Below are 13,432 nucleotides of genomic sequence, written 5' to 3'. Positions count from 1 at the left end.
TATGTCCAAGACTTCCGATCGCATCAATTTGACCAATCAGTTCCTGATCGCCATGCCCAACATGGCCGATCCCACGTTCTCGGGGACTGTAGTCTACCTTTGCGATCACAGCGAGCGCGGTGCGCTTGGCCTGGTGATCAACCGGCCGACCGACATCGACCTCCAATCGCTTTTCAATCGCATCGACCTGAAACTCGAGATCGAGCCGCTCGTGCATTTGCCTGTTTATTTTGGCGGCCCGGTGCAGACCGAACGCGGCTTCGTGCTGCACGATCCGGCCGACGGCGATGTCTACACATCGTCCATGAGTGTTCCCGGCGGCCTTGCGATGACCACGTCGAAAGACGTGCTCGAAGCGGTTGCGAGCGGCAAGGGGCCCGCACGGTTCCTGCTCACGCTCGGCCATGCCGGCTGGGGCGCGGGGCAACTTGAAGAAGAAATCGCCAAGAACGGCTGGCTGACGGTGGAAGCCGATCCGCGCATCGTTTTCGACGTGCCCGCTGAAGACAAGCTGCAAGCGGCGCTGTCGTTGCTTGGCGTGTCGCTTTCCATGCTGTCGGGCGAAGCGGGCCACGCATGACGGGTGACGACCGCCCTGACTCCCGCACCGAAGCCACGCTGCTCGCCTTCGATTACGGCGAGAAACGCATTGGCGTCGCGGTCGGCAACACGTTGACCGGACACGCCCGGGCGCTGACGGTGTTTGAAAACCGCAGCCGTGAATATCGTTTCGAAATGGCGGGTCAATTAATTGCCGAATGGAAACCCATGACGGTGATTGTCGGCCTGCCGATGCACCCCGACGGCACGCCGCACGAAATGACCCAGCTGGCCACGCGCTTCGGCAATCAGCTGAATGGCCGCTTCAGCGTGCCGGTGACGTGGGTGGACGAGCGGTATTCATCGGTGGAAGCGAAGGCCGAAATGAAGCGCAACGGCGTGAAGATGAATGCGAAGGGCCGTTACGACGATATCGACGCCGAAGCTGCGCGCGTCATCCTCCAACAGTATCTAGACGGACTTGATGACAACCATGAGTTCTATTGACGCCGAGGCGCTGTATCGCGAGTTGCTGGGTCAGATTCGCGCCGCTTATGGCGAGTCGCTGACGCAAGAGGGCGCGCCGGTGCTGGCCGGTATTTATAGCGGTGGCGTGTGGCTCGCAGAACGGCTGGCCAAAGACCTGAACGTGGCCGAATTCGGCGTGGTGAACGTCTCGTTGCATCGCGACGATTACGCAAAGAAGGGCCTGCACAGCCAGGCCAGCCCGACGTCGCTGCCGTTCGAAGTCGACAACCGAAAGATCCTGCTGATCGACGACGTGCTCTCAACGGGCCGGACCGTACGCGCAGCCGTCAACGAGCTCTATGATTTCGGCCGGCCGGCCTCCGTGGAACTGGCGGTGCTCGCCGATCGCGGCGGCCGCGAGTTACCCGTGGCAGCGCGTTTTACCGGCGGCCTGGTCGATGTGCCCGCGAATGCCAATCTCGTGCTCACGCAGCGCGATGACGGCACGCTGGCGTTCACGACTGAAGCTCGCACGGATTAAAAGGCGCAGCAGCGCCACCTTCCCCGACAAAAAACAACGCACCATCAGGATGGACATGAACACGGACACCCAGGGTTCTGCCGAAAGCAGCATGCCGGACCGAAAACCGGCGGCTTCGCGCTACGGTTTTCTCAAAGGTAATCCGCAGCTCACGAAGAACGGCGAACTCAAGCATCTGCTCACCATCGAAGGACTGCCGCGCGCGATCGTCACGCATATTCTCGATACCGCCGAACAGTTCGTCAGCGTGACGGATCGCGAGATCAAGAAAGTGCCGCTGCTGCGCGGCAAGTCAGTCTTCAACCTGTTCTTCGAAAACTCCACGCGCACCCGGACCACGTTCGAGATCGCCGCGAAGCGGCTCTCGGCGGATGTCATCAACCTGAATATCAATGCATCGTCCACGAGCAAGGGCGAGTCGCTGCTCGACACCATCAACAACCTCTCGGCCATGCATGCGGATATGTTCGTCGTGCGCCATGCGTCGAGCGGTGCGCCGTACCTGATTGCCGAGCATTGCGCGCCGCACGTGCACGTGATCAATGCCGGCGATGGACGTCATGCACACCCCACACAGGGTTTGCTCGACATGTACACCATCCGCCATTACAAGCGCGATTTCACGAATCTGCGCGTGGCGATCGTGGGTGACATCCTGCATTCGCGCGTGGCGCGTTCGGACATTCATGCGCTGACCACGCTCGGCGTGCCGGAAGTGCGCGCGATTGGCCCACGTACCTTGCTGCCCAGCAATCTCAACGAGATGGGCGTGCACGTGTATCACAACCTCGACGAAGGGCTGAAGGGCGTCGATGTGATCATCATGCTGCGCTTGCAGAACGAACGCATGAGCGGAGCCTTGCTGCCCTCGGCGCAAGAGTATTTCAAGTCCTGGGGACTCACGCCGGAGCGTCTCGCGCTGGCTGCGCCCGACGCTATCGTGATGCATCCGGGACCGATGAATCGCGGTGTGGAAATCGATTCGCAAGTGGCCGACGGCCCGCAATCGGTGATCCTCAACCAGGTCACATTCGGTATTGCCGTGCGGATGGCGGTAATGGGCATCGTTGCCGGAAATAACGACTAAGACAATGAAGATCCATATTCAGGGCGGCACGCTCATTGACCCGGCTGCGGGCACGCAAACCCAGGCCGATGTGTTTATCGCGGCGGGGAAGATCGTCGCTATTGGCGATGCGCCCGCTGATTTCCACGCGGCGCGGGTGATCGATGCGAAAGGCCTGGCCCTCGCGCCCGGTTTCGTCGATTTAAGCGCGCGCTTGCGTGAGCCGGGTTTTGAGCACAAGGCGACGCTCGAGTCGGAAATGGCGGCTGCTGCCGCAGGCGGCGTGACGAGTCTCGTCTGTCCGCCCGATACCGATCCCGTTCTCGATGAACCGGGTCTCGTCGAAATGCTCAAGTTCCGCGCGCAGAAGCTGCATCAGGCGCACGTGTATCCGCTCGGCGCGTTGACGGTGGGGCTCAAGGGTGAAGCGATCACCGAAATGGTCGAGTTGACCGAGTCGGGGTGCATCGGTTTCTCGCAAGCCGATACACCGATTGTCAATACACGCACGCTGTTGCGCGCGCTGCAATATGCGACGACCTACGGTTATGCCGTGTGGCTGCGTCCGCAGGACTCGTATATGGCGAGCGGCGGCGTGGCGGCGAGTGGCGCGGTCGCGTCGCGGCTCGGCTTGTCGGGCGTGCCGGTGTCGGCGGAAACCATCGCTCTGCATACTATTTTCGAGCTGGTGCGGGTGTCGGGCGCGCGGGTGCACTTGTCGCATTTGTCGTCGGCGGCGGGCGTGGCGCTTGTGCGCGAGGCGAAGGCCGAGGGCTTGGCCGTGACCTGCGACGTGACCATCAACCACGTGCATCTGACCGATATGGACATCGGTTATTTCAACTCGCAGTTTCGCCTCGATCCGCCGTTGCGCTCGCAGCGTGACCGCGATGCGATTCGCGCGGGGCTGGCCGATGGCACCATCGATGCAATTTGCTCCGATCACACCCCGCTTGACGATGACGAAAAGCTGCTGCCTTTCGCCGAAGCGACGCCGGGCGCGACCGGGCTGGAACTGCTGCTGTCGCTGACGGTGAAATGGGCGCGGGAGGCGGGCGTGCCGCTGGCGAAGGCGCTTACGCGCATTACGACGGCGCCGGCCGGCGTGCTCAAGCTCAATGCCGGGCGTATTGCCGTGGGCGAGACAGCTGATCTCTGCCTCTTCGATCCCGCCGCCGAATGGCTTGTCGAGCCCGCCAGGCTCAAGAGCCAGGGGCACAACTCACCGTTCCTCGGTTATGAGCTGCCTGCACGGGTACTCATGACGCTTGTGTCCGGGCATATCGCCTATGAATCGCGCTGACCGGTCCTGACTATGTTCGCTCTCTGCAAAGCACGGATTTTCGGGCATCTGCTTCACGGGATGTGGACCGTGGCCACGCGTTTTCCCAACGCGACGCCGCAGGTGCGCATGGAGCTGAATCGCCGCTGGTCGATTGAAATGTTGCGTCGATGCGGGATGAAACTCGTCGTGCACAACGATCAGGCGCGGCTTGATAGCGGCGCACTGGTGGTCGGCAACCACGTGTCCTGGATCGATATCTACGTCGTCAACGCATGGCGGCCGACGCCGTTCGTCTCGAAGGCCGAGGTTCGCGGCTGGCCGCTGGTCGGCTGGCTCGCGCAGCAGCTCGACACGATCTTCCTTCAACGCGAAAAACGCAGCGATGCAAAACGCATCATGCATGAGCTGTCGGACCGGCTCGTGCGCGGCGAACTGATGTGCGTGTTTCCGGAAGGGACGACGTCGCTCGGGCACGACTTGCTGCCGTTTCACTCCAACTTGTTTCAGGCGGCTGTGTCAGCGGCTCGTCCGGTGCAGCCGATCTGCCTGATGTACGAAGATGCGAACGGACGGCAGGCGGAGGCGCCGGCGTATATCGATGACCTGACGTTGGCGTTCACGCTGAACGCCATGCTGCGCGATACGCCGCTGACGGCGCATCTTTACGTCTGCGATGCGATCGAGCCGGGCGCGGACAGGCGCGTGCTGGCGAAGCAAGCGCAAGCGTCGGTGGAAGGGGCGTTGCGGCGGATGCAAGCGGGGTTGAGAGTGCCTGCGACTGTCGTTAGCGACGACGCGGGCGCGGTTGCAGGGTTCGAGGCGGTGACGCCGCGGCATTGAACCATCCCGACGGATGATTAAAAACCCGGATCGACTCCGAAGCCGCCGGAAGTAAAACTTCATCTCGCCGTCCGCGCACGATGCAGATTTATACTTGATTGATCGGGCTACCACCGAAGCCCGAAACCACCGCATCCGGCTGCGTCATGCGTGCACTTATCGGCTTAGAGGGCTTTTATGATTCTGGTAACGGGCGGCGCTGGATTCATTGGCGCTAATTTCGTGCTCGACTGGCTGAATGCCTCCAGCGAAGCCGTGCTCAACGTAGACAAGCTGACCTACGCCGGGAATCTGGGAACGCTCAAGTCGGTGCGTAGCAACCCTAAGCATATTTTCGCGCGGGTCGATATCTGCGACCGCGCTTCGATGGACGCTTTGCTCAGCCGGCACCAACCCCGCGCTATCCTGCATTTCGCCGCTGAAAGTCACGTGGACCGGTCCATTCACGGACCCGCCGAGTTTGTGCAGACCAATGTTGTTGGCACCTTCACGCTGCTCGAAGCGGCGCTTGCCTATTGGAAAAGCTTGCCCGACGTGGATCAAGCGGCGTTTCGGTTTTTGCATGTATCGACGGATGAAGTATTCGGCTCGTTGTCCGCCGGCGACACGCCATTCTCCGAGACCGCGCCATACGCACCGAACAGTCCGTATTCCGCGAGTAAAGCTGCATCCGATCATCTGGTGCGTGCTTATCGGCATACCTATGGCTTGCCGGTTGTGACGACGAATTGTTCGAACAATTACGGACCGTACCAGTTTCCCGAGAAGCTGATTCCGCTGGTGATCGGGAATGCGCTGAGCGGCAAACCCTTGCCCGTGTATGGCGATGGTCAAAATATCCGCGACTGGCTTTACGTTGGCGACCACTGCACGGCGATTCGCGAAGTGCTGGCGCGTGGCCGGGCAGGTGAAACCTATAACGTTGGCGGCTGGAACGAGAAGACGAACCTGGATGTGGTGCATGCCGTGTGCGATTTGCTCGACCGGCTGAAAGCGAAGCCCTCCGGTTCATACCGCGATCAGATCACGTTTGTGGCAGATCGGCCGGGCCATGACCGACGCTATGCCATCGACGCGCGCAAGCTCGCGCGTGAGCTTGGCTGGAAGCCGGCGGAAACGTTTGAGACGGGCATCGAGAAAACGGTGCGGTGGTATCTCGACAATCACGCGTGGGTCGACGAAGTGGCGTCCGGTGAATATCGCAAGTGGGTCGAGGCCAACTATGCGCAGCGTGCTGAGTTCCATCAGCCGGACAAGGACTGACGATGGCGCGCAAAGGCATCATTCTCGCCGGTGGCTCGGGTACGCGGCTTTACCCGATCACTCATGTTGTATCGAAGCAGTTGCTCCCCGTGTACGACAAACCGATGATCTACTACCCGCTCTCCACGCTGATGATTGCGGGGATTCGCGACGTGCTGATCATATCGACACCGGAGGATGCGCCGCGTTTCGAATCGATGTTCGGCGACGGCAGCCAGTGGGGCATGAACATCCAGTACGCCGTGCAGCCATCGCCGGACGGACTGGCGCAGGCGTTCATCATTGGCGAGCCGTTCATTGACCGCGATCCCTGCGCGCTGATTCTCGGCGACAACATTTTCTACGGCCACGATCTCGGCAAGCAACTCGAGCATGCCAGTGCAAAGACCGACGGCGCGACGGTTTTTGCGTACCATGTGAACGATCCCGAGCGTTACGGCGTGGTTGAATTCGATACGAATTTTCGCGCATTATCGATTGAAGAAAAGCCGGCTGCGCCGCGCTCGAATTACGCGGTGACCGGCCTTTATTTCTACGATAACAACGTCTGCGAGATCGCGGCCGACATCGAACCATCGCCGCGCGGAGAGCTCGAAATCACCGATGTGAATTCGTTTTATCTCGCGCAGCGCAAACTTGAAGTCGAGATCATGGGGCGGGGTTTCGCGTGGCTCGATACCGGCACGCCCGATTCGCTGATCGATGCCGCGTTGTTCATCGCGACATTGCAGAAACGCCAGGGCCTGATGGTCGCGTGTCCTGAAGAAATTGCGTACCGCCGCGGCTGGATCGACGGCGAACAATTGCTGAAGCTTGCACACCCGCTCGCAAAAAATGCCTACGGGAAATATCTGCTCAACCTACTGACGAACCACGTCGCATGGCCCTCCACGTAACCGCCACGGTGTTGCCGGAAGTCATGGTCATCGAGCCGGAAGTGTTCGGCGATGCCCGCGGCTTTTTCTACGAAAGCTTCAATAGCCGCGACTTCAGCGCGCACGTGCAGGCGGGCGTTGAATTCGTGCAGGACAATCATTCGCGCTCGGTTCGGGGTGTGTTGCGCGGGCTGCATTATCAGGTCGAGCATGCGCAGGGCAAGCTCGTGCGCGCGATGGAAGGCGAGGTGTTCGACGTCGTCGTCGATATCCGCAAAAGCTCCCCGCGGTTCGGCAAGTGGAGCGGCGTGAAGCTGTCAGCCGAAAACCGCCGGCAGGTGTGGGTGCCGCCGGGGTTCGCGCATGGTTATGTGGTGTTGTCGGAGTCGGCGCAGTGCCTGTATAAAACCACTGATTACTGGTATCCGGAGCATGAGCGAAGCATCATCTGGAACGATCCTGCAATCGGGATTGAGTGGCAGATCGACTTTGAGCCGATGCTTTCCGCGAAGGATGCGGCGGGCGTGCGGCTCGCCGATGCGCAGCACTTTGCGTGAGAGCCTGTAGATGACCACCGAACATGAGCCAAAGCTGATTTTGCTGACGGGAGCCAACGGTCAGGTCGGCTTCGAACTAGCGCGCACTCTGCGGGGTTTGGGACATGTGGTGGCGCTGGATCGAAGCGGCCTTGATCTCACGGACTCCGAACAGATCCGACACATCGTGCGCGAACTATCGCCTGCGTTGATCCTCAACGCGGCTGCTTATACGGCTGTGGATGCAGCCGAAAGCGATGTGGCGGCGGCGATGCGTCTCAATGCCCAAGCACCGGACATTCTGGCGCAGGAGGCGAAGCGTCTCGGCGCGCTGCTCGTTCACTACTCGACGGACTACGTCTTCGATGGCACGAAGGACGGTCCGTACGAGGAAGACGATGCGGCGAATCCGTTGAACGTCTATGGCAAGAGCAAGTTGGCCGGCGAGCAGGCGATAGCGGCGTCGGGTTGCGCACATTTGATCTTGCGGACGAGCTGGGTGTACGGCGCGCGGGGCAGGAACTTCCTGCGGACGATGTTGCAGCTTGGCGCGCAACGGGAGGAGTTGAGCGTGGTGGCCGACCAGATAGGCGCGCCGACATGGTCCAGGACCATCGCCGCCATGACGTCCGATGTGTTGTCGCAGCTTCTTGTCCAGGATCGGGACGAGTGGCTACGACGCTCGGGCATTTACCACCTGACGGCGTGCGGCGCGACCTCGTGGTGCGGCTTCGCTCAGGCTATCTTCGACAGATCGACGCTTGCGAACAAGCCGGTGGTCAAGGCGATCCCCACGGCGGCGTACGCGGGTCTTTCAACTGCCGCGGTCCGACCGAAGAATTCCCTGCTATCGAACCACAAGCTGTTCGCGACTTTCGGGCTGACGGCGCCTGACTGGCGTGAGGCGCTCGAACTCTGCATGGCGGAATTGTCGTAAATCCGCGCTGCGGGGCATCTAGTCGATGACCGGGCATTTAGTTGATGACCGCCCGGCAGTCCGAGCATTCCACCTGCGTCACCGTGCGTTCGGCCGGGTCGCTGACCAACTGCATTGCTGTCAGCTTTTGTCCCCATACGCAGCCTGAATCGAGGCCGATGACGTTATCGCGGATGATGAGACCGAGCGCTGCCCAATGGCCGAACACCACGGTCACGTCCGCTGTTCCGCGCGAAGGCACGTCGAACCAGGGCATGAAGCCCGGGGGGGCGGAGTCCACGCTGCCACTGGACGAGAAATCCATGTCGCCTTCAGCGGAGCAAAAGCGCAGGCGCGTCAGCGCGTTGCAGACCACGCGCAGCCGGTCGCTGCCCTTGAGCTTGGGTTTCCAGCGGGCCGGTTCGTTGCCGTAGAGGCTTGCGAGCGTTTCCTTCCAGTTGGGCGCGCGCAGCGCGCGCTGGAATTCATCGGCGAGTTCGAGGGTCAGCGCCACGTCCCATTGCGGCAGGACGCCCGCATGAACCATCAGCATGCCGTGATCGAAATGCGCGATCGGGCGATGCCGGACCCAGTCGAGGAGATCGGCTGCGTCGGGGGCAGCCAGGATTTCGTCGATGGTGTCGCCCTTTTTCGACTTCCGAATACCCGCCGATACGGACAGCAGGTGCAGGTCATGATTGCCCAGGACGGCCACGGCACGGTCGCCGAGGGCGATCAGGTCACGCAGCGTGGCGAGCGATTCGGGGCCGCGATTGATGATGTCGCCCGCGAACCACAGCGGCGTGGCGTCGCTCGGCGCAGCTTTCGTCAGGAGGCGCTGGAATGCTTCGCGGCAACCCTGGATATCGCCGAAAGCGAGGGGAACGGGGCGTTGCGGGAATAAAGATGCCATGTAGGAACAATGCGAAGAATGAATCTATTGCCGGCACGGGCGCGGCGCGTGAACGGACTTGATCGCGGGGCAGCTCTATGGAGAGTCTTGCTTGGCTGAAGCCGTTCTGGAGATGCCGAGGTGGTGCGGCGGGCTTGCGTAGGCTTGTGCTCTGGCTGCGCAAGCCGACTAAATCAACACAGCATCATAACCGAGGCTGGTTGAGGCTTGCTTGGGGTTTAAGCCGCTACCGTCACGCTATTTGGCATTGCGGAACAATGTGGCGCAATAGCGTCACGTTTGGTGGTCGCAACGTCGGCCGGGCACGGTATTGGCTGAGCTTGAGATAGCGACGACTCCAAATTACCGTTTCTCGCAGCAGCACACCGGATATTTTACTTTCTCACCTTTTGTATCAGGATGTCATTGCGCTTTGGACACGCGTTGCGCGCATTTATAATCACGCGCCAACCACGTCCTTACCGACGCCCGGTGTCGAAACTTTCCGCGCCTGCCGGCAGAATTTGATGCTTCGTCAGGGCCGGTGAGTGTCGGTTCGTCCGGGGCGTCCCGTCAAGGGCGAGGCGTATCGTTCGGGTCCGGCCTCGGGCTGCGAGGACGCGCTCAAGCCGCGAGCGCCGCTGTTGCGTCATTTGCCACGAAACCCAGGCTGCGATTGCCTTTTGTAAGAAATATGACTGACAATGCCGGGTTGTGGGCGATTCGCAGAATCCCCGCGATGGGGGCGAGCGGCCTTGTTGCGGCTCGTCAAACATTCAACGCTGAGGACATGATTTGAGCGCATTGTTGGGTGCCCTGATCCGGTACCGCGGATTTATTTTTAGCAGTGTCAAGCGCGAATTCCAAGTCCGCTACCGTACCAGCATGCTTGGTGCGCTGTGGCTGGTTCTGCAGCCGCTCGCGATGATTTTGGTCTACACCGTTATTTTCGCCGAGGTCATGAAATCGAGGATGCCGGGCGTCAGCAGTACGTTCGGCTTCAGCATCTACCTGTGCGCAGGGGTGCTGACGTGGGGTCTCTTCGCGGAAATCGTGTCGCGGGCACAAAACGTTTTCATCGAAAACGCCAACGTGCTTAAAAAGCTCAGCTTTCCGCGCATTGCGCTGCCCGTCATCGTCGCCTTATCGGCAATGATGAATTTTTTGATCATATTTTCTCTGTTTACAATCTTCCTCGTAGTTAGCGGCAATTTTCCGGGCGTGACTTTTCTCGGTCTGATTCCGCTGCTGCTTGTGCAAATCGTCTTTAGTGTCGGCCTCGGGATAACGGTAGGCGTTCTCAACGTCTTTTTTCGCGATGTCGGGCAGTTCATGACGATTCTTTTGCAGTTCTGGTTCTGGTTCACGCCAATCGTCTATCCATGGCACGTATTACCGGACGGCATCAAGCCGTATATCAAACTCAACCCGATGGCCGACCTGATACTCGGCTATCAGGCGGTTCTCGTGAACGGTCAGTGGCCTGACTGGACCCTGGTTTGGCCAGTGTTCATCGTGGGCTTGCTGCTATGTGTACTGGGGCTTTATTTATTTCGCCGCCACGCGGCGGACATGGTCGACGAGCTGTGACGCCCGGTTCCTGAACACATTCATGCCTCAGGCCTGGGCGGAAATCCCCAGGCCCGAATACCGGGCTGGCAATAGCTTCGGAGCAGACTTTTTGGTGGATGGCCGATTTAGTCCCTCGGATATAATTGGGGCCATTCTGTAGATTTTTTCCATCTTTCGCGGCACTTTTCGCGATGGATGGGTCTTCCCAAAGGAGATGGAATTGACGAGCGCAGTAGTTACTGGCATCACAGGGCAGGACGGGGCATATCTGACGCAATTGCTACTGGACCGTGGCTACGAAGTCCATGGCACCTATCGTCGTACGAGTTCTGTTAACTTCTGGCGCATGAACGAACTGGGTGTTCTCAACCACCCAAAGTTGCACCTGCACGAACATGATCTGACCGATCTTGGCGCGACCATCCGCCTGCTGGAAACGGCGCAGCCGCGTGAGGTCTACAACCTCGCGGCGCAAAGTTTTGTCGGCGTGTCGTTCAATCAGCCGGCAACCACGGCCGAAATCACCGGCGTGGGCGCATTGAACGTTCTTGAAGCCATCCGCATCGTGGATCGTTCGATCCGGTTCTACCAGGCGTCGACTTCCGAAATGTTCGGTAAGGTCCAGGCGATTCCGCAGAAGGAAGACACGCCTTTCTACCCGCGCAGCCCGTATGGCGTGGCGAAGCTTTACGCGCACTGGATTACGATCAACTATCGTGAGTCTTACGATATTTTTGGTTCCAGCGGGATTCTGTTCAACCACGAATCGCCGCTGCGTGGCCGGGAATTCGTGACACGCAAGATCACGGATTCGGTCGCGAAAATTTCGCTCGGCGAGCTCGACGTCCTCGAACTCGGCAACATGGACGCGAAGCGCGACTGGGGCTTTGCGAAAGAATATGTGGACGGGATGTTCCGCATGCTTCAAGCGGACGAGCCTGACACCTTCGTGCTTGCTACAAACCGTACCGAAACCGTGCGCGACTTCGTGGCAATGGCGTTCAAGGCCACCGGTGTTGAAGTGGCGTGGCGTGGCGAAGGCGAGAAGGAAGAGGGCGTGGACGCCTCGAACGGCAAGCTGCTGGTCAAGGTGAACCCCAAGTTCTACCGCCCGGCGGAAGTTGAGTTGCTGATCGGCGATCCGGCGAAGGCCAAGTCGGTGCTGGGCTGGGAGCCCAAGACGACGCTCGAACAACTTTGCAAGATGATGGTCGAGGAAGATCTTCGGCGTAACAAGACCGGTTTTTCGTTCTGAACGCAGGCAGGAAGCCGGTACATTGCCGGCTTTGCGTGGTCTTCCTGAAAGCGCGCAAGGCTTATCAGCCTTGCGCGCTTTCGGTTGTGGTGCCGTCGGTCGGCGTACCCTCACGGTTCAAACCGTAAAAGTGGATCGGAACATGGGCAGTATCTCGGTACAGAATGTCGGTAAGGCATACAAGCAATATCCGTCTCGCTTCGGACGACTACTCGAATGGCTGTCGCCGGTACGGATCGTCCGGCACGACCTCAAGTGGGTGCTTCAGGATATCGATTTCGTCATCAAGCAGGGCGAATCGCTGGGTATTGTCGGTATCAACGGTGCGGGCAAAAGCACGCTGCTGAAGATGATTACCGGCACGACACAGCCCACCAAAGGCCGCATCACAATGACCGGGCGTGTTGCCGCCATGCTTGAGCTCGGCATGGGTTTTCATCCTGACTTCACCGGCCGTCAGAACGTGTTCATGGCGGGGCAACTGCTCGGCTATTCAGTCGACGAAATCGCGCAGAACATGGGCAGGATCGAGGAGTTCGCGGAAATTGGCGATGCAATCGATCAACCCGTGCGTGTCTATTCGAGCGGCATGCAAATGCGCCTCGCCTTCAGCGTCGCCACTTTCCACCGGCCGGATATCCTGATCATCGACGAAGCGCTTTCGGTCGGGGACGCGTACTTTCAGCACAAGAGCTTCGACCGGATCCGGACTTTCCGTGAGCAAGGGACCACGCTGCTGATCGTGTCGCACGACAAGACCGCCATTCAGGCAATTTGCGATCGCGCGATCCTGCTGAATGCCGGGCGGCTTGAGCTGGAAGGCTCGCCGGAAGCCATTTTCGATTACTACAACGCGCTGCTTGCCGACAAGGAAGCGGCCAATGTTGTTCAGACGACAAGCGAAGATGGCACGACGCAGACCAAATCGGGTTCGGGCGAGGCGGTCATCGAGACTATCCGGCTGCTCAACGCTGACGGCAAGGCGAGCGAACTCATCGACGTAGGGAGCGAGCTGACGTTGGAGGTGGACGTCGCGGTGAAAGAGGACATTGCCGAGCTGGTTCTGGGTTACATGATCAAGGACCGTGTGGGGCAGCCTATATTCGGTACGAACACCTATCACCTGGAACGATCGACCAAGGCGCTGAAGGCGGGCGACCGGATGACCTACCGCTTCAAGTTCCCGGCGAACCTTGGCGAAGGCAGCTATTCGATCGCGCTGGCGCTGCATGCCGGCGACACGCATGTGGTGAAGAATTATGAGTGGCGCGATTTCGCTGTGGTGTTTCAGGTGCTGAACATGTCGAAGAAGAAGTTTGTGGGGTGCGCGTGGATCGAGCCTGAACTGAGCGTCCAGAATCACTAACGTATAACGAGGCGCAG

The 13,432-nt window shown here is 59.8% G+C and carries 14 protein-coding genes; 13 read left to right on the top strand and 1 reads right to left on the bottom strand.

Features of this window, described 5'->3' with window-relative positions; genetic code table 11:
• The first annotated feature begins 1 nt into the window (after nt 1).
• The 10 genes from ACSOSP_RS09625 to rfbD all read left to right on the top strand — a co-directional run bounded on the left by ACSOSP_RS09625 (nt 2) and on the right by rfbD (nt 8,351).
• Complete coding sequence (locus tag ACSOSP_RS09625) at nt 2–580, top strand: YqgE/AlgH family protein (RefSeq protein ID WP_031362713.1); 579 nt, start codon at nt 2–4, stop codon at nt 578–580.
• The gene (gene ruvX, locus ACSOSP_RS09620) at nt 577–1,047 is read left to right on the top strand and encodes a Holliday junction resolvase RuvX (protein WP_455306037.1); all 471 of its coding nucleotides are present in this window, start codon (nt 577–579) and stop codon (nt 1,045–1,047) included. The genes ACSOSP_RS09625 and ruvX overlap by 4 nt, the downstream gene beginning before the upstream one ends.
• The gene (gene pyrR / locus ACSOSP_RS09615) at nt 1,034–1,549 is read left to right on the top strand and encodes a bifunctional pyr operon transcriptional regulator/uracil phosphoribosyltransferase PyrR (protein ID WP_455306035.1); all 516 of its coding nucleotides are present in this window, start codon (nt 1,034–1,036) and stop codon (nt 1,547–1,549) included. Before ruvX ends, pyrR begins: the two co-directional genes overlap by 14 nt.
• Before the next feature lie 55 nt (nt 1,550–1,604).
• Complete coding sequence (locus tag ACSOSP_RS09610) at nt 1,605–2,636, top strand: aspartate carbamoyltransferase catalytic subunit (RefSeq protein WP_455306033.1); 1,032 nt, start codon at nt 1,605–1,607, stop codon at nt 2,634–2,636.
• Nucleotides 2,637–2,640: 4 nt separating this feature from the next.
• Nucleotides 2,641–3,918, top strand: a complete 1,278-nt coding sequence (locus ACSOSP_RS09605) for a dihydroorotase (RefSeq protein WP_455306031.1) — start codon at nt 2,641–2,643, stop codon at nt 3,916–3,918.
• A gap of 12 nt (nt 3,919–3,930) precedes the next feature.
• On the top strand, nt 3,931–4,740 hold the full coding sequence (locus ACSOSP_RS09600; RefSeq protein WP_455306029.1) for a lysophospholipid acyltransferase family protein: 810 nt from the start codon (nt 3,931–3,933) through the stop codon (nt 4,738–4,740).
• Nucleotides 4,741–4,917: 177 nt separating this feature from the next.
• The gene (gene rfbB, locus ACSOSP_RS09595) at nt 4,918–6,003 is read left to right on the top strand and encodes a dTDP-glucose 4,6-dehydratase (RefSeq protein WP_455306027.1); all 1,086 of its coding nucleotides are present in this window, start codon (nt 4,918–4,920) and stop codon (nt 6,001–6,003) included.
• 2 nt (nt 6,004–6,005) lie between these two features.
• Complete coding sequence (rfbA, locus tag ACSOSP_RS09590) at nt 6,006–6,899, top strand: glucose-1-phosphate thymidylyltransferase RfbA (RefSeq protein ID WP_455306025.1); 894 nt, start codon at nt 6,006–6,008, stop codon at nt 6,897–6,899.
• On the top strand, nt 6,884–7,435 hold the full coding sequence (rfbC, locus tag ACSOSP_RS09585) for a dTDP-4-dehydrorhamnose 3,5-epimerase (RefSeq protein ID WP_455306023.1): 552 nt from the start codon (nt 6,884–6,886) through the stop codon (nt 7,433–7,435). The genes rfbA and rfbC overlap by 16 nt, the downstream gene beginning before the upstream one ends.
• A gap of 10 nt (nt 7,436–7,445) precedes the next feature.
• On the top strand, nt 7,446–8,351 hold the full coding sequence (rfbD, locus tag ACSOSP_RS09580; RefSeq protein ID WP_455306021.1) for a dTDP-4-dehydrorhamnose reductase: 906 nt from the start codon (nt 7,446–7,448) through the stop codon (nt 8,349–8,351).
• 37 nt (nt 8,352–8,388) lie between these two features.
• On the opposite strand, the gene ACSOSP_RS09575 is transcribed toward rfbD, so the two are convergent.
• Nucleotides 8,389–9,243 (bottom strand): symmetrical bis(5'-nucleosyl)-tetraphosphatase, encoded by an 855-nt coding sequence (locus ACSOSP_RS09575; protein ID WP_455306019.1) that lies wholly within the window; start codon nt 9,241–9,243, stop codon nt 8,389–8,391.
• Nucleotides 9,244–10,017: 774 nt separating this feature from the next.
• Here ACSOSP_RS09575 and ACSOSP_RS09570 point away from each other — a divergent pair.
• The 3 genes from ACSOSP_RS09570 to ACSOSP_RS09560 all read left to right on the top strand — a co-directional run bounded on the left by ACSOSP_RS09570 (nt 10,018) and on the right by ACSOSP_RS09560 (nt 13,415).
• Nucleotides 10,018–10,812, top strand: coding sequence for an ABC transporter permease (locus tag ACSOSP_RS09570; RefSeq protein ID WP_455306017.1), 795 nt, complete (start codon nt 10,018–10,020; stop codon nt 10,810–10,812).
• A 196-nt stretch (nt 10,813–11,008) separates the two neighbouring features.
• Nucleotides 11,009–12,049 carry a GDP-mannose 4,6-dehydratase gene (gmd, locus tag ACSOSP_RS09565; RefSeq protein WP_455306015.1) on the top strand — a complete coding sequence of 347 codons (1,041 nt, stop codon included), beginning with the start codon at nt 11,009–11,011 and terminating at the stop codon, nt 12,047–12,049.
• Between the two features lie 142 nt (nt 12,050–12,191).
• Nucleotides 12,192–13,415 carry an ABC transporter ATP-binding protein gene (locus ACSOSP_RS09560; RefSeq protein ID WP_455306013.1) on the top strand — a complete coding sequence of 408 codons (1,224 nt, stop codon included), beginning with the start codon at nt 12,192–12,194 and terminating at the stop codon, nt 13,413–13,415.
• Nucleotides 13,416–13,432 lie beyond the last annotated feature (17 nt).

This window comes from Caballeronia sp. KNU42, assembly GCF_053760385.1.
The sequence above is the reverse complement of the archived record's forward strand: the minus strand, read 5'-3'. Positions and strand labels throughout refer to the sequence as shown.